19 protein-coding genes and 1 pseudogene are annotated in these 19225 nt (G+C 70.2%); 13 read left to right on the plus strand and 7 right to left on the minus strand.

Annotated elements, in window-relative coordinates; translation table 11 throughout:
* Window positions 1-75: 75 nt before the first annotated feature.
* From ACIA5D_RS47225 to ACIA5D_RS47235, 3 genes are read right to left on the minus strand one after another with little or no spacing between them, the layout of a single operon-like run.
* Entirely contained in the window at window positions 76-600 is a 525-nt protein-coding gene (locus ACIA5D_RS47225; RefSeq protein ID WP_396037252.1) for an NUDIX domain-containing protein, read from the minus strand.
* Between the two features lie 27 nt (window positions 601-627).
* Window positions 628-1938: an MFS transporter gene (locus ACIA5D_RS47230; RefSeq protein ID WP_396037253.1), complete on the minus strand. Its 1311-nt coding sequence runs from the start codon at window positions 1936-1938 to the stop codon at window positions 628-630.
* A 27-nt stretch (window positions 1939-1965) separates the two neighbouring features.
* A complete protein-coding gene (locus ACIA5D_RS47235) occupies window positions 1966-2895 on the minus strand; it encodes an AraC family transcriptional regulator (RefSeq protein ID WP_396037254.1) in 930 nt (309 codons plus the stop codon).
* Between the two features lie 150 nt (window positions 2896-3045).
* Between ACIA5D_RS47235 and ACIA5D_RS47240 the strand changes: the two genes are divergently transcribed.
* The 6 genes and pseudogenes from ACIA5D_RS47240 (at window position 3046) to ACIA5D_RS47265 (ending at window position 10843) form a co-directional block, all read left to right on the plus strand.
* Window positions 3046-5883: a family 78 glycoside hydrolase catalytic domain gene (locus ACIA5D_RS47240; RefSeq protein WP_396037255.1), complete on the plus strand. Its 2838-nt coding sequence runs from the start codon at window positions 3046-3048 to the stop codon at window positions 5881-5883.
* A 3-nt stretch (window positions 5884-5886) separates the two neighbouring features.
* The gene (locus ACIA5D_RS47245; RefSeq protein ID WP_396037257.1) at window positions 5887-7203 is read left to right on the plus strand and encodes an ABC transporter substrate-binding protein; all 1317 of its coding nucleotides are present in this window, start codon (window positions 5887-5889) and stop codon (window positions 7201-7203) included.
* Between the two features lie 11 nt (window positions 7204-7214).
* Window positions 7215-8138: a carbohydrate ABC transporter permease gene (locus tag ACIA5D_RS47250; protein ID WP_396037258.1), complete on the plus strand. Its 924-nt coding sequence runs from the start codon at window positions 7215-7217 to the stop codon at window positions 8136-8138.
* Window positions 8135-8986, plus strand: a complete 852-nt coding sequence (locus ACIA5D_RS47255; RefSeq protein ID WP_396037259.1) for a carbohydrate ABC transporter permease — start codon at window positions 8135-8137, stop codon at window positions 8984-8986. The genes ACIA5D_RS47250 and ACIA5D_RS47255 overlap by 4 nt, the downstream gene beginning before the upstream one ends.
* A 112-nt stretch (window positions 8987-9098) precedes the next feature.
* Window positions 9099-9374, plus strand: a pseudogene (locus ACIA5D_RS47260) (AraC family transcriptional regulator); the annotation flags it as partial.
* A 170-nt stretch (window positions 9375-9544) separates the two neighbouring features.
* Window positions 9545-10843 carry a neutral zinc metallopeptidase gene (locus ACIA5D_RS47265; RefSeq protein WP_396037260.1) on the plus strand — a complete coding sequence of 433 codons (1299 nt, stop codon included), beginning with the start codon at window positions 9545-9547 and terminating at the stop codon, window positions 10841-10843.
* Between the two features lie 3 nt (window positions 10844-10846).
* Here the strand turns inward: ACIA5D_RS47265 and ACIA5D_RS47270 are convergent, their stop codons facing one another.
* A complete protein-coding gene (locus ACIA5D_RS47270; RefSeq protein WP_396037261.1) occupies window positions 10847-11620 on the minus strand; it encodes a phosphatase PAP2 family protein in 774 nt (257 codons plus the stop codon).
* A 274-nt stretch (window positions 11621-11894) separates the two neighbouring features.
* Between ACIA5D_RS47270 and ACIA5D_RS47275 the strand changes: the two genes are divergently transcribed.
* The 3 genes from ACIA5D_RS47275 to ACIA5D_RS47285 all read left to right on the plus strand — a co-directional run bounded on the left by ACIA5D_RS47275 (window position 11895) and on the right by ACIA5D_RS47285 (window position 14230).
* Window positions 11895-12380, plus strand: coding sequence for a molybdenum cofactor biosysynthesis protein (locus ACIA5D_RS47275; RefSeq protein ID WP_396037262.1), 486 nt, complete (start codon window positions 11895-11897; stop codon window positions 12378-12380).
* Between the two features lie 64 nt (window positions 12381-12444).
* On the plus strand, window positions 12445-13167 hold the full coding sequence (locus tag ACIA5D_RS47280) for an MBL fold metallo-hydrolase (protein ID WP_396037263.1): 723 nt from the start codon (window positions 12445-12447) through the stop codon (window positions 13165-13167).
* Between the two features lie 469 nt (window positions 13168-13636).
* The gene (locus ACIA5D_RS47285; RefSeq protein WP_396037264.1) at window positions 13637-14230 is read left to right on the plus strand and encodes a TetR/AcrR family transcriptional regulator; all 594 of its coding nucleotides are present in this window, start codon (window positions 13637-13639) and stop codon (window positions 14228-14230) included.
* 50 nt (window positions 14231-14280) lie between these two features.
* Here ACIA5D_RS47285 and ACIA5D_RS47290 read toward each other — a convergent pair whose 3' ends face one another.
* On the minus strand, window positions 14281-15054 hold the full coding sequence (locus ACIA5D_RS47290) for an N-formylglutamate amidohydrolase (RefSeq protein ID WP_396037266.1): 774 nt from the start codon (window positions 15052-15054) through the stop codon (window positions 14281-14283).
* A gap of 105 nt (window positions 15055-15159) precedes the next feature.
* Between ACIA5D_RS47290 and ACIA5D_RS47295 the strand changes: the two genes are divergently transcribed.
* Together ACIA5D_RS47295 and ACIA5D_RS47300 are read left to right on the plus strand one after the other, a co-directional pair.
* A complete protein-coding gene (locus ACIA5D_RS47295) occupies window positions 15160-16626 on the plus strand; it encodes an APC family permease (RefSeq protein WP_396037326.1) in 1467 nt (488 codons plus the stop codon).
* On the plus strand, window positions 16623-17051 hold the full coding sequence (locus ACIA5D_RS47300; protein WP_396037267.1) for a hypothetical protein: 429 nt from the start codon (window positions 16623-16625) through the stop codon (window positions 17049-17051). Before ACIA5D_RS47295 ends, ACIA5D_RS47300 begins: the two co-directional genes overlap by 4 nt.
* 46 nt (window positions 17052-17097) lie before the next feature.
* Here ACIA5D_RS47300 and ACIA5D_RS47305 read toward each other — a convergent pair whose 3' ends face one another.
* The gene (locus tag ACIA5D_RS47305; protein ID WP_396037268.1) at window positions 17098-17646 is read right to left on the minus strand and encodes a hypothetical protein; all 549 of its coding nucleotides are present in this window, start codon (window positions 17644-17646) and stop codon (window positions 17098-17100) included.
* Window positions 17647-17654: 8 nt separating this feature from the next.
* The gene (locus tag ACIA5D_RS47310) at window positions 17655-18059 is read right to left on the minus strand and encodes a hypothetical protein (protein ID WP_396037269.1); all 405 of its coding nucleotides are present in this window, start codon (window positions 18057-18059) and stop codon (window positions 17655-17657) included.
* Between the two features lie 110 nt (window positions 18060-18169).
* Between ACIA5D_RS47310 and ACIA5D_RS47315 the strand changes: the two genes are divergently transcribed.
* Both ACIA5D_RS47315 and ACIA5D_RS47320 read left to right on the plus strand, forming a co-directional pair.
* Window positions 18170-18703 (plus strand): hypothetical protein, encoded by a 534-nt coding sequence (locus ACIA5D_RS47315; RefSeq protein ID WP_396037270.1) that lies wholly within the window; start codon window positions 18170-18172, stop codon window positions 18701-18703.
* Complete coding sequence (locus tag ACIA5D_RS47320; RefSeq protein WP_396037271.1) at window positions 18700-19200, plus strand: hypothetical protein; 501 nt, start codon at window positions 18700-18702, stop codon at window positions 19198-19200. Before ACIA5D_RS47315 ends, ACIA5D_RS47320 begins: the two co-directional genes overlap by 4 nt.
* Window positions 19201-19225: the final 25 nt, after the last annotated feature.

Genomic DNA, 19225 nt, shown 5'->3' on the forward strand with positions numbered 1-19225 from the left:
CTCTCACGCGCGACAGCTTAGGCGGCCCGCTCTCACGCGCGACAGCTCAGGCGGCCCGCTCTCACGCGCGACAGCTCAGGCGGCCCGCTCGCCATCGTGCAGATAGGCCGTGCCGCCCTCGTCGCGGCTGGCCATCGCCCGCACGAGCCGGCGGGCGACATAGTCGCGGAGCAGGCCGGGCGCCTCCGCTTGCGCCACCATCCGGTACGCCCGGAGCTCGCCCTGCTGCAAACGGATGCTCGCCAGCTGCTCCTCGCCGAGCACCCCACCGTCGAAGACGAACGCCAGCAGATCGTCCCAGGGCTGGTGCGGAGCGACCCAGTCGACCACCAGCAGCCGCCCCACCACCGGCACGATCCCGAGCTCTTCCACGATCTCGCGCCGCGCCGCCTCGATCGGCGCCTCGTCGGCGCCGACCACCCCGCCCGGCAGGTCCCAGTCCGGCTTGTAGACCGGATCGACCAGCAGGGCCCGCCCGGCGGCATCCGAGAACAGCACGTCGGCGCTCACCCGCTTGCGCGGCTGAGACCGGTTCCCCTCGGCAAGACGCTCCCGCCAGGCATCCGGATCGCGCTCGAAGAGCGGCACGTCAGAAGTCATCTGCCCTGAGTACCACGCGCGGGCCCGTCAGCGCCGCAGCTCCGCCTCTGTCTCGGCCACGTCGGCCGTGGCCCGGCGCGGCATCAGCAGCAGCGCCGCGAAACCCAGCACGCAGCATCCGACGATGTACCAGCTGATCCCGGTGCTGGAGTCCGTCTCCTGCAGGATCTTGGTGGCGATCAGCGGTGCGGGGCCGCCGGCGATCACCGAGGCCAGCTGGTAGCCGAGGCCGGCGCCGGAGTAGCGCAGGTTGGTGCCGAAGCCCTCGGCGATAAGAGCCGCCTGTGGACCGTATTGCATGTCGTGGAAGATCAGCGACACGACGATGGCCAGCAGGACCAGGATCGACTCCTTCGTGTTCAGCAGGCCGAAGTACGGGAACGCGAACAGGGCCGTCAGCACGATCCCGGTGCCGTAGACACGTCTTCTCCCGAAGATGTCGGACAGATGGCCGAACAACGGCACGCTGATCAGGCCGACGCAGGCGGCGATCAGGATGTAGTCGAGCAGGTTGTCGCGTTCGAGGCCGAGATGCTTGGTGCCGTAGGTCAGCACGAAGCTGGTGAACAGGTAGAACGGCGCCTGCTCGCCCAGCCGCACGAACGCCGAGCTCAGGATCGTCGGCCATTCGGTCCTGATCACCTCGACCAGCGGGCGCTTGGCGACCTGGTCGGCCTTGCGCACCGCGGTGAACTCCGGGCTCTCCATGACGCGCAGCCGCACGTACAGCCCCACCCCGATCAGCACGATGCTGAGCAGGAACGGAATCCGCCACCCCCACTCGTCGAACGACGGCCCGGTCCAGTCGGTCATCAACCGCACGACGCCGGTCGAGGCAACGAGCCCGAGCGGCACCCCCAGCTGCGGCCACGACGCCATGAGGCCGCGGCGTGACCGATGGCCCCACTCCATGGAGAGCAGCACCGACCCGCCCCACTCCCCGCCGACGCCGATGCCCTGGCAGACCCGCAGCAGCGTGAGCAGGATCGGCGCCGCGTAGCCGATCGAGGCGTAGGTGGGCAGCACCCCGATCAGCGCCGTCGCGATGCCCATCAGCAGCAGCGTGGCGATCAGCGTGGCCTTGCGCCCGATGCGGTCGCCGTAGTGACCGAAGATCGCCGCGCCGACGGGTCGGGCGGCGAAGCCGACGAACTGGGTGCCGAAGGACAGCAGGATGCCGGTGAAGGCTGCCTGTTTCGGGAAGAACAGGGCCGGAAAGATCAATGACGCGGCCGTGTTGTACAGGAAGAAGTCGTACCACTCGATGGTGGTTCCGACGGTGCTCGCGATGACGGCACGGCGGCGCTGAGTTCCGCCGGGCGCGAGGTCAGTGCCCATGGTGGCCTCCAACGGATCGAAGGCCGTCTACCCACGTGACGCCGGTGGCAAACCATGTCCGGCGGCGGAGGACTGCAGACCGAGCTTGCGGGTGAAGCGGGCCCGGTACGTCGAGGCGCTCAGCCCGTAGTGGGACTTGAAGCGCCGGGCGAAGTAGTTCTGGTCGGGCCACCCGACCGACTCGCCGATCCGGTTGATCGGCTGGTCGCTGTGCAGCAGGGCGGTGGCGGCCAGCTCGACGCGGTGGCGCGACAGGAACGCCATCGGCGGCAACCCGGTCGCCGATTTGAACAGCCGCACCAGGTAGCCCGGCGCCAGGTGCAGCTCGGCCGCCAGCGTGCTCAGCGTCCAGTGGTAGGCGGGCCGCTCCTCCATCATCCGCATCGCCTCGAGCACCGCCGGGTGGGTGGCGCCGGGCGCGGGCCCGGCCGGGCACACCGACCGCGCCAGGCAGCTGAGAAAGAGCGTCAGCCGCCCGATCAGATCGCCGCGGTGGGTGGACAGCGACGCCTCGCGCAGATCGTGCAGCCGCTCGAGGTGCTCGACGCACTCGCCGAGAGGGGCCGGCGGCAGGTGCGCGGCCAGGATGCCACGGCGCTGCTCCGCGTACGGCCCGGTCCACAGCAGATGGCCTAGTTGCGGGTCTTCGCGGGTCCACGCCAGCTCTCGCCGCAGCAGCTCGGTCGAGAAGCAGCAGTTGAACAGGTCGAGGCCGCGACAGTCCTCGTACCCGTGCCAGACGCCGGGCCGCAGCACCAGGACGTCGCCGACCTCGAGCGGGGTGCGGCCGGCGAGGCTGCGCTGCGCCCCGACGCCGCCCATGACGACGGCGACCTCGACGAAGCTGTGCGTGTGGATGGGGTGGGCGTCCTCGTGCACGTAGTGCCCGGCGAACGCCAGCGACCCGTCGATGATGTGGAGCAGGGTGCGAGTCTGCTCGACCGGGAAGACGTCCATGCCTCACCCTAGGGCCCCAGGTGAATTTCGTGCTACCTCCGGTTCACTTCGGGCTATGCCGGGACCTACGCCCACCAGCAGGATCGGGTGCAGGCGAAACCTTCCCGCCACAATGCCGAAACAATATGATCGACTTCCTCGGTTCGGTTCTTGAATCGTTTCACCACCTGGAGTGTCATGCCCGAGCTCGCCGCACCGACCGACCTTCGCTTCGAGCACCATCCCGCCGACCGCCCGGTGGTGGGCATCGGCACCGCCACCCCGCGCCTGTCGTGGCGGGTCGCGGCGGCGCCGGACGACTACGCGCAGGCCCGTTACGAAATCGAGATCAACCGCGGCGGCGAGACCGAGATGCACGCGGCCGCCTCCGGCGAGCAGATCCTGGTGGCCTGGCCAGGCGTTCCGCTCGAGGCCAGAGAGCAGGCGACCGTACGCGTACGCGTCGGCGACACCGCCTCCTGGAGCGACTGGTCCGCCCCCGCGGTCGTCGAGGCCGGCCTTCTCGGCGCGGCCGACTGGACCGCCCGCCTGGTCAGCCCCCGCGAGATCGGCGCCATCGGTCAGGCCGCCCCGATCGTCTCCGGCGAGATCGACCTGCCCGGCGAGGTCGTCAAGGCCCGCCTGTACGCCACCGCGCACGGCCTCTATGTCGCGCGGATCAACGGTGCGCGCGTCGGCGACGAGCAGCTCGCCCCGGGCTGGACCGCCTACCAGTTCCGCCTGCGCTACCAGACCCACGACGTCACCGATCTGGTCCGGACGGGCACCAACCGCCTGGAGATCCTGCTCGGCAACGGCTGGTTCCGGGGCCGGCTCGGCTTCCAGGGCCGGCACGCGGTCTACGGCGACCGGCTCGCCGCCCTGGCCCAGCTCGAGGTCACCACCGCCGACGGCACGGTGCACGTGCTCAACACCGACGGCGGCTGGACCGCCCGCGAGAGCCGGATCGTCGCCGACGACCTCTACGACGGCCAGAGCACCGACCTGCGCCGCGACGACAGCTTCCTCGCCCTGCAAGAAACTCGCCCGGCGAGCGGGACAACCGCGGTCGACGTGCTCGACGCCGACCTGTCGCTGCTGGTCGCGCCGGACGGCCCGCCCGTCCGGATCACCGAGGTGCTGCCGGCCGTCTCCGTCACCGCCTCGCCCAGAAGCAAGACCCTGATCGACTTCGGGCAGAACCTGGTCGGCTGGGTACGCCTCAAGGTCCGCGGCGGCGCCGAGGGCGACGTGATCACCGTGCGGCACGCCGAGGTCCTCGAGGACCGCGAGCTGGGCGTACGCCCGCTGCGCACCGCCAAGGCCACCGACACCTATGTGCTCGCCGGGCCGGCCGAAGTCACCCTCGAGCCCGAGCTGACCTTCCACGGCTTCCGCTACGCCGAGGTCACCGGTGTCGCCGACTTCGAGGCGGAGGCCGTCGTCGTCGGCTCGGATCTGCGCCGCACCGGCTGGTTCGAGTCCTCGCACGACCTGCTGAATCGATTCCACGACAACGTCGTCTGGGGCATGCGCGGCAACTTCGTCGACGTGCCCACCGACTGCCCGCAGCGCGACGAGCGGCTCGGCTGGACCGGCGACATCCAGGTCTTCTCCCCCACCGCGAGCTTCCTGTTCGACACCGCCGGCTTCCTCGGCAACTGGCTCGCCGACCTGGCCGCCGAGCAGCAGAAGGACGGCTCGGTCCCGTACGTGATCCCGGATGTCATCCGCCGCCCGGGGCAGGCCACCGCGGCCTGGGGCGACGCCGCCACGATCGTGCCCTGGGTGCTCTACCAGCGCACCGGCGACCGCGACCTGCTCGAGCGGCAGCTGCCCAGCATGCGCGGCTGGGTCGACAAGATGGCCGCCCTGGCCGGCCCGGGCCTGCTGTGGGCGGGCGGTTTCCAGTTCGGCGACTGGCTCGACCCGACCGCCCCGCCGGAGGACCCGTTCCGCGCCAAGGCCGACCCGGACGTCATCGCCACCGCCCACCTGGCCCGCTCCGCCGAGATCGTCTCGCTGGCGGCCGAGGTGGCCGGCGACGCCGACGCGGCCCGCGAGTACGGCGAGCTCGCCGCGAAGGTCCGCGCCGCCTTCGGCCGGGAGTACGTCACGCCGGGCGGGCGGGTGCTCAGCGACGCCGCGACCACCTACGCGCTGGCGCTGCAGTGGGCGCTGCTGCCCGACGCCGAGCAGCGCCGCCACGCCGGGAACCGCCTCGTCGACCTGGTGCGCGCGTCCGGCTTCCGGATCAGCACTGGCTTCGTGGGCACGCCGCTGATGACCGACGCGCTCGCCGACACGGGGCACGCCGACCTGGCGTACCGGTTGCTGTTGCAGACCGGCTGCCCGTCCTGGCTCTACCCGGTGACCATGGGCGCGACCACGGTCTGGGAGCGGTGGGACAGCATGCTGCCGGACGGGAGCATCAACCCGGGCGAGATGACCTCCTTCAACCACTACGCGCTCGGGGCGGTCGCCGACTGGCTGCACCGGCGCGTGGCGGGCCTGGCGCCCGGCTCCCCCGGATACCAGCTCATCGAGGTGCGGCCGCTGCCGAACCCGCGCCTGACCAGCGCGTCGGCGACGCACCTGACGCCCTACGGCGAGGCGTCGGTCGCCTGGGAAAGGTCCGGCGGCGAGCTTCGCCTGACCGTCGTGGTCCCGGTGGGCGCCACGGCCGACGTCCGGGTGCCCGGTCAAGATCAAGACCAGGGTGTACGCCATGGGCGTCACGAATGGCGCGTGCCCGACCCGTACGCGTCAGCAGGCGGAACCACCGCGGCGAGCACGATCCGGCAGCTGATGGACCACGAGCCCAGCTGGGATCGCCTTGTCTCCGCCGCCCGGGAGGCGGGCGTCGCGGCCGACGAGGCCGCGCTCGCCGACCGGCTCATGCGTTTCTTCGACGCGCCGGCGGCCACGGTCGTCGAGGCCGCCACCGCGGACGGCTTCATCCCGGGCGCCGACAGGTTCCGCGCCCTCTACGAAACCCCGGAGGAGTAAGAAATGAGAACACGCCACATAGCACTCTCCCTTCTCGCCAGCGTCTCCCTCGCACTGACCGGGTGCAGCGCCGGCAGCCTCGGCTCCAGCGACGACTCGGGCGGCGACGGCAAGGTCAGCCTGTCGTTCCTGGTCGACAACGCCCAGGAGACCGTCAAGATCGCCAACCAGCTGGGCAAGGACTTCACGGCCAAGAACCCCAACATCACGATCAGCGTCGAGCAGCGGCCGGCCGGCACCGACGGCGACAACATCATCAAGACGCGGCTGTCGACCGGTGACATGACCGACGTGTTCATGTACAACTCGGGCTCGCTGTTCCAGGCCATCGCCCCGGAGAAGAACCTGGTGGCGCTGGACGACGGCCAGAACATCGGCAACCTCGACAAGAACTTCACCACCACGGTCACCGCCAACAACAAGGTCTACGGCGTGCCGTGGGGCGGCTTCATGGCCGGCGCGATCATGTACAACAAGGACGTGTACGCCAAGCTCGGCCTGTCGGTGCCGAAGACCTGGGACGAGTACATGGCCAACAACGCGAAGATCAAGGCCGGCGGCGTCGACCCGGTGATCCAGTCGTACGGCGAGACCTGGACCTCGCAGCTGTTCGTGCTCGGCGATTTCGCCAACGTGCTCTCGGCCGACCCCCAGTTCGCCGACAAGTACACGAAGAACCAGGCCAAGTACGCGACCACCCCGGCCGCCCTGGCCGGCTTCCAGCACCTGCAGCAGGTGCACGAGGCCGGGTACGAGAACAAGGACTTCGCCTCGGCCAAGGTCACCGACGCGCTGCGGTACCTGGCCCAGGGCAAGGGCGCGAGCTACCCGATCCTGTCGGCCACCCTCAGCCAGCTGATCGCCGACAACCCGGGCACCGAGAACAAGATCGGGCTGTTCGCCATCCCCGGCAGCGACGCCTCGAAGAACAACCTGACCGTCTGGGCCCCGGCCGGCGTCTACATCCCGACCACCACGACCGGCGCCAAGCTCGACGCGGCCAAGAAGTTCCTGGCCTACATCGCCAGCGTCGACGGCTGCAACTCGCAGACCACCGCCTCGCAGCCGACCGGCCCGTACGCGGTCAAGGGCTGCTCGGTCGGTGACAGCGTGCCGCAGGCCGTGAAGGACATGCAGACCTACATCGACGCGGGCCAGTCCAGCCTGGCGCTCGAGTTCCTCTCCCCGGTCAAGGGCCCGGCGCTCGAGCAGATCTGCGTCGAGGTCGGCTCCGGCATCCGCAAGGCCGACGCGGGTGCGAAGCTCTACGACGAGGACGTCAAGAAGCAGGCCCAGCAGCTCGGACTGTCGGGCTGGTAGGAGAGCAGCCCGTGGCGACCACCACCGTGACCCGGTCCGCCGAGACGCGCAGCGACGCGTCCTCGGCGGGCCGGGTGCGGGCCAAGAGCCCGTACCCGAACTGGTTCTATCTCCCCGCCGCCGTGATCTACGGCGTGCTCTTCATCGTGCCGACGCTGATCGCGTTCTACTTCAGCCTCACCCGGTGGAGCATCTTCGACTCGAAGTTCATCGGGTTCGACAACTACGTGACGTTCTTCAAAGAGCCGGCGCTGGTGTCGAGCCTGTGGCACACGCTGGTCTACGCGGTGATCACGTCCGGGCTCAAGGTCGTCCTCGGGCTGCTGCTCGCGATGCTGCTGACCTCGCAGATCATCGCCCGCGGCTACCTGCGCTCGGTGGTGTTCTTCCCGGTCCTGGTGTCGACGATCGGCGTCGGCCTGACCTTCACGGTGCTGATGAACCCCGAGCGCGGCCTGATCAACCAGTCCCTCTCGGCGATCGGCATCCAGGGGCCGGGCTGGCTCACCGACCCGTCGCTGGCGCTGATCTCGGTCGCGCTGGTCGACGTCTGGAAGGGCGTGGGCCTGGCGACGCTGATCTACATCGCCGGCATCGTCTCGATCCCGCAGGAGTACTTCGAGGCGGCCCGGGTCGACGGCGCCAGCGCATGGGACAGCTTCCGCAACATCGTCCTGCCCCTGGCCCGGCCGGCCACGGTGACCGTGATCATTCTGTCGCTGATCGGCGGCCTGCGGTCGTTCGACCTGATCTGGGCGATGACCCGCGGCGGTCCCGGCTTCACCTCCGACGTCATCGCGTCGGTGATCTACAAGCAGTACCAGGCCGGGTTCTACGGCCTGTCGACCGCCGGGAACGTGGTGCTGTTCCTGGTCGTGACGGCAATCGTGCTGCCGCTGTCTCGCTTCCTGAACCGGAAGGAGGTCGAGCTGTGACCGCGACTCCCGTGGTTTCCCGCCGCCCCCGGAAGAACCTGCTGCTCAGCATCGTCGCGGTCGTGCTGTCGATCATCGTGTTCGTGGTGCCGTTCGCCTTCATCCTGCTGACCGCGGTGAAGGACCAGCGGCAGGCGTCGCTGCTCGACTTCAGCTGGCCCCACCAGTTCATGTTCGTGCAGAACTTCATGGACGTGCTCGAGGCCCGCGACTACATGCTGGTCATCGCGTTCATCAACAGCACCATCCTGACGGTCGCCAGCGTGACCATCATGGTGGTGTTCGGGGCGATGGTCGCGTTCGTGCTGCAACGCCGCAAGAGCCGCTGGAACCCGCTGGTCAACATGCTGGTGCTGGCCGGCCTGATCATTCCGCCCGCGGTCGTGCCGACCATCTGGGTGCTCCAGAAGACCGGCCTGTTCCGCACGATGCCGGGCCTGATCCTCGTCGAGATCGCGTTCGGCCTGTCGTTCGTGATCCTGCTGTTCCGCGCCTTCATCGGCACGATCCCGCGCGAGCTGGACGAGGCCGCCACCATCGACGGCGCCGGCCCGATGCGATTGTTCTTCCGGGTGATCCTGCCGCTGCTGCGCCCGGTCATCATCACGTCGGTGGTGGTGCAGTCGGTGACCGTCTTCAACGACTTCACCAACCCGCTGTACTTCCTGCCGGGCGACCAGAACGCGACGGTCCAGCTCACCCTCTACAACTTCTCCAGTCAGTACTCCACCCAGTACAACCTGCTGTTCATGAACATCCTGCTGATCACCATCCCCCCGCTGATCATGTTCCTGTTCTTCAACCGCCAGATCGTCGCCGGCATGACCGCCGGCGCCATCAAGGGCTGAGGTGTCCGGCCGAGATCTCCATGGCGCGTCCGTCAACGCCGCACGCCATGGAGAGCCCGGCCTTGCGCATCGACCGCCCCCGGCTACCCGGTCTGCGGCCCTGCTGGACATGATGCTGCTCTACATCCTGCGGGCGTGGCTCGCCCAGCAGACCGACGGCCCGGTCGCGGGATGGGCCGCGACGCTTCGCGATCCGGTGATCGCCGCGGCGCTGCGCCACATCCACCAGGAACCCGCCCGGCAGTGGACGGTCGAAGAGCTGGGCACGAAGGCCGGGCTGTCGCGGGCGGCGTTCTCCCGACGGTTCACCACGCTGGTCGGCAAACCGCCGCTCGGCTACCTGACCTGGTGGCGGATGACCTTGGCGGCGCAGCTGCTGCGCGACAGCGACAAACCGGTGCAGTCCGTCGCGCAGCGCACCGGATACACGTCCGAGTTCGCCTTTTCGCCAAGGCGTTCAAGCGGGAGCTCGGCGTGGCCCCCGGCCGGTACCGCCAGCAGTCGCGCAAATAGTCCCGGGGCGGTAGCCGGTTGCGGCGGTCGGGTACTCCTGAGGGTATGCGGGCTTTGCGGGTCGTGGCCGGGGTTCTGGCGCTGTCGGTGGCCGGGTGCGGGCTGGTGCCGGCGCCCTCGGACGACGGCGCGCAGGACCGGCGGCCGCAGAAGTCGCCGGACGTCGTCACCCGGTCGCTCGACGACGTCGAGCGGTACTGGACGGGCGAGTACCCGAAGATCTCGGGCGGGAAGAAGTTCCAGGCCGTCACGGGCGGGTTCCACCCCTACATCGAGAAGTCGGCGCCGCTCGAATGCGGTGGCCAGTCCGCGGGCTACCAGCCGAACGCGTTCTACTGCCCCGACGGCGACTACATCGCCTGGGACGCGCAGAACCTGATCCCCCAGCTGCAGGAGGACTACGGGCCGCTGCTCGTCGGAGTGGTGATGGCCCACGAGTACGGGCACGCGATCCAGGCCCGCCTCGGCAACACCGGCCAGCAGACCGTGGTGCTCGAACAGCAGGCCGACTGCTTCGCCGGTGCGTGGCTCGCGGACGTGCAGGCCGGGCATTCGGCGGCGTTCAAGAAGCCGGCCGCCGCCCAGCTCGACGACACCGTCGCGGGAATCCTCATGCTGCGCGACCAGCCCGGGACGCCGGCCGTGGCGGAGGGGGCGCACGGCAACGCGTTCGATCGGATCCGGGCGTTCCAGGAGGGCGTCCAGCAGGGCCCCGCGAAGTGCGCCGGCTACGAGGCCGGCAACCTCCAGGTCACCGAGGTTCCGTTCAGCACCGAGCAGGAGGCGGCGAGCGGGGGCGAGCTTCCGTACGAGGACGCCGTCAACCTGCTCGCCCAGGACGCGCAGGCGTACTGGACCCGGACCTTCCCGGAGATCACCGACGAGCAGTGGCAGCGGGTCGACGTCATCGACGCCGGGCAGGCGCCGGACTGCGACGACCCGGACGCCGCGGTCGAGGACCAGGCGTACTACTGCCCCTCGCCGGACTTCATCGCCTTCGACACTGCCAAGCTCGGGCCACAGCTGTACGACCGGATAGGGGACTTCGCGGTCGGCATGGTGTTCGGCGACCTCTTCGCGCGGGCCGTGCAGGACCGGCGCGGGGAGTCCACCACCGGCAAGACCGGGCAGCTGACCGTGGACTGCCTGGCCGGGTCGTGGACCAACGACCTGCTCACCGGCGAGGCCGGGGACGAGAGGATCCGGCTCTCCCCCGGCGACCTCGACGAAGCGGTGGCGGCATTGCTGGCGTTCGGCGACGCGGGCAACGGCGGTCCCTCCGCGTTCGACCGCATCTCCGCGTACCGGAAAGGGGTTTTGGAAGGCACCGGCGTCTGCGTCTGACGCTCAGCTCTCGCCGACGCGGGGTTTGGGGATCGTCAGCGCCGCCGCCGGCGCGCGATGGCTGAGCACGGCGGCGACCAGGCCGAGCAGCGCGGCCGCGACGATCGCGTCGAGCCAGTAGTGGTTGCCGGTCACCACGACGATCAGCAGGGTGATCGTCGGGTGGGCGAGCCAGAGCCAGCGATACCTGCCCTTGGTGGCGGCGATCAGGGCGATCGCGACGGCCAGGGCCCAGCCGACGTGCAGGGACGGCATGGCGGCGTACTGGTTGGTGAGGGTGTCGGCGCTCGGCGAGCCGTAGACGGCGGGGCCGAAGAGGCGGCCGGTGTCGACCATGCCGACGGCGGCGAGCATGCGTGGCGGGGCGAGCGGGAACAGCAGGTGCACGACCAGGGAGGCGGCGGTCAGCCAGGCGAGCAGGCGCCGGGTCGGGACGTAGTGCTCGGGGCGGCGCAGGTACAGCCAGATCAGGGCGGCCGCGGTGGCGGGGAAATGGACGTACGCGTAATAGCAGTTCGCGGCCTTGATCAGCCACTCGTGGGAGATGACCGCCTGCTGGAAGGCGTACTCGCTCGGGAGGTGCAGCAGGCGCTCGAGATTCCAGACGTTGTCGGCGTTCGTGAGGGCTTCCCCGACGTGCCCGTCCGCGGCGAGACGGCCGACCTTGTACGCCAGGAAGAGCACCACGACCAGGACCACCTCGTAAAGGGCGCGTCGCAGCCTTTGTCGGGATTTATTCGGTACGGCCGGAGCGTCGTTCTCCCGAAGCAGGCTCATCGCGCGTCTCCCCCCGGTCTCGGCTGTGCGATCCGAACGGAACAGCGCAGGCGTCCTGGTCGTCCGGCCGCCGCGCCTCTCCGGAAAGATCGAACTGGCGACCGGCCTGCGATCTTCCCAGATGCCCGCAACCGGAAGGTATGACCTCCTTCACCTGTGGGTTGCACGTCGTTAACCTGTGACCTGCCGGCTGGTTCTCGCCGCCCGTCAGCCGGACCCATCCCGATTTTCCGGTCGAATCGGACCCATGACCGGGGTGGATAGACTCGGCCGCGTGCCGGAGATCCTCGAACTTCTCGCGTCGCCGGCTCACCGGTTCGGCGGGCGCCCCAGCGACGGCCCGGCACCCGCGCCGCCGGGTGAGCTGGTGTCCTCCGTGCGGATCCGGGCCGGCCTCGGCATCGTCGGGGACCGCTACTTCGGCCGGACCGCCCACCGCGACGCCGCCGTCACCGTGATCGCCTCTTCATCGCTGCCGGCCGGGGCCGGTCTGCTGGCGGTGCGGCGCAACATCCTGCTGTCCGGCGTGCCGGTCGACGACCTGGTGGGCCAGATCCTGACCCTCGACTCCGGCGACGGTCCCGTCCGCCTGATGGTCAACCGTAAGGCGCACCCCTGCGCCTGGATGGATGTGACGGTCGGGCCGGGCGCGTGGAAGGCGCTGCGCGGCAAGGGCGGGGTGCGCTGCACGCCACTCGACGACGGCGTCCTGCGGGTCGGCCCGGTGACGGCCACGGTGCTGCCCTCGGTTGCCGCCTGAGCCCCTTTCTGCCGTCGGCAGATCGCCCTTCTCCCCGGTCGCTACCCCGCATACGGTCAAGCGCATGGACGTCGTCGAGCTGCTGCCCGAGCTGGTCATGTTCCGCTTCCCGGTCGGGCACGCCTACCTGTGGCGCGACCCGTCCGGGCTCACGCTGATCGACACCGGCGTCCCGGGCTCGGCCCCGGCCATGGCCGCCGCGCTCGAGGCCCTCGGGCATCGGCCCACCGAGGTGCGCCGCATTCTCCTCACCCACTTCCACGGCGACCACGCCGGCTCGGCCGCCGAGATCGCCGGGTGGGGCGGGGCCGAGGTGTTCGCCCATCGCCTCGACGCCCCGACGATCCGCGGCGAGACGACCGGCCCTCCCCCGATCCTGGTGGCCGAATGGGAACGCGAGCTGTTCGCCGAGGTGCACGCCGGCGCCGACACCGCCGCGCCGGTCCCCCCGGTGCAGGTCGACCACGAACTGGACGACGGCGACCAGATCGACCTCGGCGGGGGCATCCGGGCCGCGTGCGTGGCAGCACCGGGCCACACGCCGGGCAGCGTCGCGTTCCACCTGCCGGACGCCGCAGTCCTCTTCACCGGCGACACGATCGCCCGCGGCCCCGACGGCACGGTCATGCTCGGCGTCTTCAACTACGACCCGCCGGCCGCGGCCGCCTCGCTCCGGAAACAGGCGGCCCTCCGCCCGAGCATCGCCTGCTTCGGCCACGGCGACCCCCTCACCGACAACACAGCCGCCGCCCTCCAAGCCACTGCCGACACCACGGCAAACCCGTAGCCGCCGGCCACCATCCACCCGCCGCTGGAGCACCCGCCGCTGGGGCACCCGCCGCTGGGGCACCCGCCGCTGGGGCACCCGCCGCTGGGGCACCCGCCGCTGGGGCACCCGCCGCTGGGGCGCCCGCCGCCGGGGCACCGGCGGCCACTGCTTGCCCATCCGTCGGTCGGCGGCCGGGCTGCCCCACGCCGTTTCACCCTTCCCGCCGTTTGTCTGCTCGCCTCTCGCGCGCATCCGAGAGCGCGACCTTGATGACGGCGGGCACGGAGCGCGCAGCAACTCATCACGGCTTCCGAGCGCTGCTGGCAACCACGCTGTCGGCGACGCGACCTTGATAAGGATCGGCGCGGAGCGCGCATCAACTCACCACGGCTGCCGCACGCCGTCGGCGACCACGTCCTCGGCTACGCGACCGTGGGGGTGCGGGGTCGATAAGGTACGGGGATGCATCCAGGGGTGGGGTGGGCTGATGGCGGGTGAGACTCGGCGGCGCGGGGCCGTTCTCGAGGAAGCGCTGCTCGAAGCCGCCTGGCAGGAACTCATCGCGGTGGGGTATGCCCGGTTCACGATCGAAGGGGTGGCGGCCCGGGCGGGGACCAGCCGGCCGGTGATCTACCGGCGGTGGCCGCAGCGGGCCGAGCTGGCTCTTGCGGCGCTGCGGCACTACGGGCGGAACGACCCGGTTCCCGAGGTGCCGGACACGGGGTCGTTCCGGGAAGACCTGATCCTCATGCTGCGGGACATGTCGGAGCGGCGGTCGGCGCTGGTGGCGCTGCTCAGCGTGCAGATGGCCGAGTACTTCGCGGAGACGGGAACCACGCCGGCCGAGCTGCGGGAACAGTTCCTGGCGGTGCGCCGGCGGCCGTTCGGCTTCGATCGGCTGCTCGAGCGGGCGGTGGCGCGCGGGGAGGTCGATCCGCACCGGCTCACGCCCCGGATCGCGGCGCTACCGGGGGATCTGTTGCGGCACGAGCTGCTGATGACGCTGCGGCCCGCCTCCGACGAGGCGATCGCGGAGATCGTCGACGACATCTTCCTGCCGCTGGTCAGCCAACAGCGCTGATCAGGAAACAGGCTGATCAGGAAACAGCGCTGATCAGGAAACAGCGCTGATCAGGAAACAGCGTCGATCAGGCCGGCCAGGGCGGTCGCCAGGCGGTCCAGTCCCTCGTGGAACGGGCCGCCGGGCTCGGTCATGTAGGTGTCGCGGCGGATCTCGACCATCAGCGACGAGACGCGCGGGTCGCGGCCGTAGAAGTCGAGCGGGACGTAGGCGCCGGCGAACGGCGTGTCGAGGGCGGAAAGCGGGAACGCGGCCGAAGCGGCGGAGAGAAGCCAGGTGGGCGTGTGGTCCGGGTCCGTGCCGAGGCAGACCGGTGGTCGAGGGCCGAGACCATGCATCTCGTACGGGAGCCGCGCCGTCGGATAGGAGTGGACGTCGACGATGACGGCGTGGCCGGTGGCCGCACAGCGGTCGGCGACCAAGCTCGCGAAAGCTTCTGAGTACGGGCGGAAATGCGTTTGTAGAAGGGCCTGGTCCCGTACGAAATCATCGTCTCGAAGCTTGCGGCCCGCGAAGCCGTGCGTATAGACGGCGCCCATACCCACCGCCCGCATCTCCTCGCGCTCGTCGGGGAAGCGTTCCGGATCGACGACCAGGCGCGACCATCGGTTCTCGAAGATCCAGGGCGGGGTTGCCGCGGAGCGCGCGGCGCGGTGGGCCAGGACGTCGGTGTGGGCGTCGGTGAGGTTGTCGAGCTCCTCGGTCAGGGCCTCGTCGCCGATCAGCAGCGACTGCCGCGCGGCGGGAGTGATGGCCCTCGACGCGTGCGGGACGTGCAGGACGACCGGGGAGGCCGGCGCGCCCGGGGTGCTTTCGAAGATCATTATTAGGGAGCCTAGCGTTTAGCCCGCCAGGGATGAGGTTGCCCGCTTCCATCGCCGCTGATGATTTCGCTGGACCCCTACCAGAAAGGATCCAGCGTGAGCGCCATGGATGTGCCCGCAAGACGGGCGCCCGCCGCGGCTGGAGCATCCGCCGCCGCGAAACCCAAAGCCATTCACTACATCTCGTGGATCGCGCTGGCTCTGATGACCACCAGCTCGGTGGCGAGCCTGCGCGCCGCGCCGACCATGGCCGTGTACGGCCTGGCGGCCATCTTCCTGTACATCGTGCCGGCGATCGTCTTCCTGCTGCCGACCTCGCTGGTCTCGGCCGAGCTGGCCTCGGGCTGGACGGGCGGCGTCTACAACTGGGTGAGCCAGGGCCTGTCGAAGCCGATGGGCTTCCTCGCGATCTGGTGCCAGTTCGCGATGACGATCTTCTATTACCCCAGCCTGCTGGGGTTTGTGGCCAGCACGCTGGCCTATGTGATCAACCCGGAGCTCGCGGCGAACGGTCTCTGGACCGCCATCGTGATCATGGTCTGTTACTGGGCCGGCGTCTGGGTGTCGTCGCGGGGCACGGGATCGGTGGCGGGGCTCGCCAGCGGCGGCCTGATCATCGGGACGCTCATCCCGGGCACCGTCCTCGTCGTGCTCGGCATGGTGTTCCTCGGCCAGGGCAACGAGTCGGCCGCGCCGATGGACGCCGGGCACCTGCTGCCGGCGTGGGCGGGCCTGTCCAGCCTCGTGCTGATCGTCAACAACTTCCTGTCGTACTCCGGCATGGAGATGAACGCGGTGCACGTCGGCTCGCTGCGCAACCCCGGCAAGGAGTTCCCGAAGTCGATGTTCCTGGCCATGGGCCTGGTTCTGCTGATCTTCATCCTGCCTGCGCTGGCCATCAGCTGGGTGGTCCCGGCCGACCAGCTGTCCCTCACCGCGGGCGTCATGCAGGCGTTCGACGCGATGTTCGCGCAGTTCAACTCGTCCTGGCTGACCCCGATCGTCGGCATCATGCTGGTGGCGGCGTCGCTGGGCGGCATGCTCACCTGGCTGGCCGGACCGTCCAAGGGCCTGCTGCTGATCTCTCGCCAGGAGGGCTACCTGCCGCCGTTCCTGCAGCGGCTCAACAAGCACGGCGTGCAGCAGAACATCCTGGTCACCCAGGGTCTGGTCACCACCGTGATCGCACTGGGCTACGCGCTCATCCCGGACGTCTCCAGCGTGTACTGGATCTTCTCGGTGATCACCACGCAGGTGTACCTCATCGTCTACCTGCTGATGTTCGTGGCCGCGGTGCGGCTACGGCGCAACCAGCCGGACCACCCGCGTGGCTACAAGGCGCCGATGCTGGTCGGGCTGTGCGGGGTCGGCTTCGCGGCCTCCCTCGCCGCCCTGCTGATCGGCTTCGTCCCGCCGTCGCAGTTCGGCGGCGGCAGCCCCGGCCTCTACGTGGTCATCGTGGCCGTCGGCGCGCTCGGCCTCGGCCTGCTCGTGCCGTTCCTCTTCTACCGCGCCCGCAAGCCCTCGTGGAAGACAGTCAACGCGGATGAGGCGGAGGTGGCGCAATCATGATGGACGCGCAGCGCGAGCGGCGGGTCACCTGGATCGTCCTCGGCCTCATTTTCCTCGGATTCATGGTCGTCGGCGTGACGATCTTCAATTCCAACAAGGAGAACCAGGCAGCCATCGACAAGGCCGCCCAGCTCAGCCAGGAGCTGGCCGCGGCCGGCCTGCCGGTGCCGGCCTCCCAGCAGATCTACAACGTCCTCGGCGACGACGGCGGCGCGGTCTGCGCGGCGCCGGCCAACGCGCTGGTCAAGAGCATCCTGTACGGGCAGCTCACCAACGGCGCGGCCGGGCCGGGGCAGCGGCCGATCATCGCCGACAACAAGGCGGTGCAGGGCGTTCTGCTGATCGTCAAGGTCTACTGCCCGGAGGAGGCGGAGGATTTCCAGCAGGTCATCGACGATTTGAAGTTCGCGGACGTCGCGGCCTGACATCGTGCGCGGTAAGGGAGGGCCGGCCCGCTGGGCCGGCCCTTCCTCATCGGTAGTTGGACCAGCGGGGCCCGACCTCCATCCACTCGGCCTGCCACGACCGCAGACGCCGGCGCTCGAGCATCCGCAGCAGGAGCAGCCGGATCAGCGCCAGCGCCGTGCCGACCAGCAGAACGGTGACCACCACGACCTCGGCCGCGTGGTTGGCCGGGCGGCGCAGCGGTGGCGCGGCGGCCACCCCGCCCTTCTCGTCGACCCAGATGACCGTCCAGGTGCCGGCGGCGGTGTTGTCCGCCACCCGCACCGGCCCGGTACGGGGTGAGCCGTCCGGCGCCTTCCAGCGGGCCTTCGCCGTGCCCTCCGGCGCGGCCGGCTTCGCCAGCAGCACCGCCCACACCTCGAAGCGATGCGCCCGGTCCCAGGCGGCCGCCCGCGCCTGTTCCCGGTAGGCGGCACGTCCCGCGTGGACGGACAGCACGCCGCCGGCGATCAGCAGGACGATGAGCAGCGCGGCGTTCAGCCACGCCTCCACCCGATCGGACCGGCGGCGGAGCGGGTTGCGGTCCCAGCCCAGCCGCCGCAGCAGTCTGCGCACCCCGCGCCTCAGCAGGTGTCGCGCATGGCGTCGCCGAGGTCGGTGACGCTCGCCATGAGGGTGTTCAGCGACGAGCGGACGGCGCCGATGTTGGTGTCGCTCGGGGTGGCCCTCGCGGCCTCGATGCTGGCCTTGAGCAGGTCCAGGTTGCTGCGGACCTGACCGGCCTGCTCGGACCACTGGCCCTGCGCGTCGGTGATCAGCTGCTGCACGTCGGTGCGCAGCTGGTTGAGGTTGGTACGGAGCTGGGACAGGCCGTTCTCGGCCACGTTCGTCTCCCGTGCGTGCTGCGCCGAGAGCTGCACCGCGGAGAGGCTGTCGCAGAACGCGGGTGTCGAGGTGGTGCCGCAACCGGCTGTCTGCAGGACGCCGAGCACGGCGGCCGACATGATGATCGCTGTCGTGCGTCGCATGTCATCGAGGATCGCCGGAGGCGTTGCCGGTCACGTCACCCCGGCCGGATGAGGTATGCGGGGCCGCGTGGGCGCGACGCTGACCTGGACCCACGAAGGGAGCGCATCCCATGGCCATCGGACCGGTCCAGCTCATCGTGCTGGGCTTCACACACCCCAACTTCCACGGCGAGGTGATCGCCGAGCTGGAACGGCTCCGCGCGAGCGACGCGATCCGGGTGATCGACGCCCTCGCCGTCTACAAGGACGCCAAGGGCGAGATCGAGGTCGAGCACCTCAGCAACCTCACCGCCGACGAGGCAGTCGAGCTCGGCAGCAAGGTCGGCGCGCTGGTCGGCCTCGGCATCGAGGGCGAGGAAGGGCTCGAGGCCGGCGCCGCGCTGGGCGCCGCCGCGGCCGAGGACGGCATCGAGGTCTTCGACGACGAGGCCGCCTGGGACGTCCTCGAGGAGATCCCCGACGACAGCGCCGCCGCGCTGCTGCTGATCGAGCACCACTGGGCGGTGCCGCTGCGCGACGCGATCGCCCGGGCCGGCGGGTTCCGGCTCGCCGACGCCTTCATCAGCCCGCTCGACCTGGTCGGCATCGGCCTGGTCACCGCGGCGGAGGCGGCCCAGCTCGACGAGCTGGAACGTGCGCGATGAACACCTTCATCCTGGTCCAGGGCACGAGGATGCGCGACGTCCTGGTGGGCGCCGCGTTCCAGGCCCAGGACGCCGCCGAGCTGATGGTGGCGGGAGTGCGCTACGGCGTCTCCCGTCCGCTCAACGGGATCAAGGCGCAGCAGCGGATGGACGAGATGGCCGCGCGCGGCGCGGCCGAGCGGGAGAAGGCCCAGCGCCGTGCGTCGGCGGCGTTCGATGCGGCCCTGGACTCGGCGATCACGGCGATCGCCACCTCGCCGATCGTCAACCGCATGGTCGACGCGCAGGTCGAGCGCATCCTGCGGCCGCTCGTGCGGGACATCCTCGACGACGTTCTGGCGTTGCTGGAGAAGGAGCCGGACCGGATCCAGTCGCTCGTGCGCGGCCAGCGCGACACCATGGTGGACGAACTGGTCGGCCGGATCCGTAGCGGCGCCGCCGCGGGCGACGACGCGGTCGACCGGATCACCACCCGGGTGCTGCGCCGCGAGGCCTGACGCTGCGGTCACAAAAGAGCTGCGG

Source organism: Actinoplanes sp. NPDC051513, assembly GCF_044454685.1.
Taxonomy (GTDB): Bacteria; Actinomycetota; Actinomycetes; order Mycobacteriales; family Micromonosporaceae; genus Actinoplanes.

Bases quoted from the DNA above. Each gene is read 5' to 3' on its own strand.
- ACIA5D_RS47225 (WP_396037252.1), bottom strand. From the start codon at position 600: ATGACTTCTGACGTGCCGCTCTTCGAGCGCGATCCGGATGCCTGGCGG.
- ACIA5D_RS47230 (WP_396037253.1), bottom strand. From the start codon at position 1,938: ATGGGCACTGACCTCGCGCCCGGCGGAACTCAGCGCCGCCGTGCCGTC.
- ACIA5D_RS47235 (WP_396037254.1), bottom strand. From the start codon at position 2,895: ATGGACGTCTTCCCGGTCGAGCAGACTCGCACCCTGCTCCACATCATC.
- ACIA5D_RS47245 (WP_396037257.1), top strand. From the start codon at position 5,887: ATGAGAACACGCCACATAGCACTCTCCCTTCTCGCCAGCGTCTCCCTC.
- ACIA5D_RS47265 (WP_396037260.1), top strand. From the start codon at position 9,545: ATGCGGGCTTTGCGGGTCGTGGCCGGGGTTCTGGCGCTGTCGGTGGCC.
- ACIA5D_RS47270 (WP_396037261.1), bottom strand. From the start codon at position 11,620: ATGAGCCTGCTTCGGGAGAACGACGCTCCGGCCGTACCGAATAAATCC.
- ACIA5D_RS47280 (WP_396037263.1), top strand. From the start codon at position 12,445: ATGGACGTCGTCGAGCTGCTGCCCGAGCTGGTCATGTTCCGCTTCCCG.
- ACIA5D_RS47285 (WP_396037264.1), top strand. From the start codon at position 13,637: ATGGCGGGTGAGACTCGGCGGCGCGGGGCCGTTCTCGAGGAAGCGCTG.
- ACIA5D_RS47290 (WP_396037266.1), bottom strand. From the start codon at position 15,054: ATGATCTTCGAAAGCACCCCGGGCGCGCCGGCCTCCCCGGTCGTCCTG.
- ACIA5D_RS47295 (WP_396037326.1), top strand. From the start codon at position 15,160: ATGGATGTGCCCGCAAGACGGGCGCCCGCCGCGGCTGGAGCATCCGCC.
- ACIA5D_RS47300 (WP_396037267.1), top strand. From the start codon at position 16,623: ATGATGGACGCGCAGCGCGAGCGGCGGGTCACCTGGATCGTCCTCGGC.
- ACIA5D_RS47310 (WP_396037269.1), bottom strand. From the start codon at position 18,059: ATGCGACGCACGACAGCGATCATCATGTCGGCCGCCGTGCTCGGCGTC.
- ACIA5D_RS47315 (WP_396037270.1), top strand. From the start codon at position 18,170: ATGGCCATCGGACCGGTCCAGCTCATCGTGCTGGGCTTCACACACCCC.
- ACIA5D_RS47320 (WP_396037271.1), top strand. From the start codon at position 18,700: ATGAACACCTTCATCCTGGTCCAGGGCACGAGGATGCGCGACGTCCTG.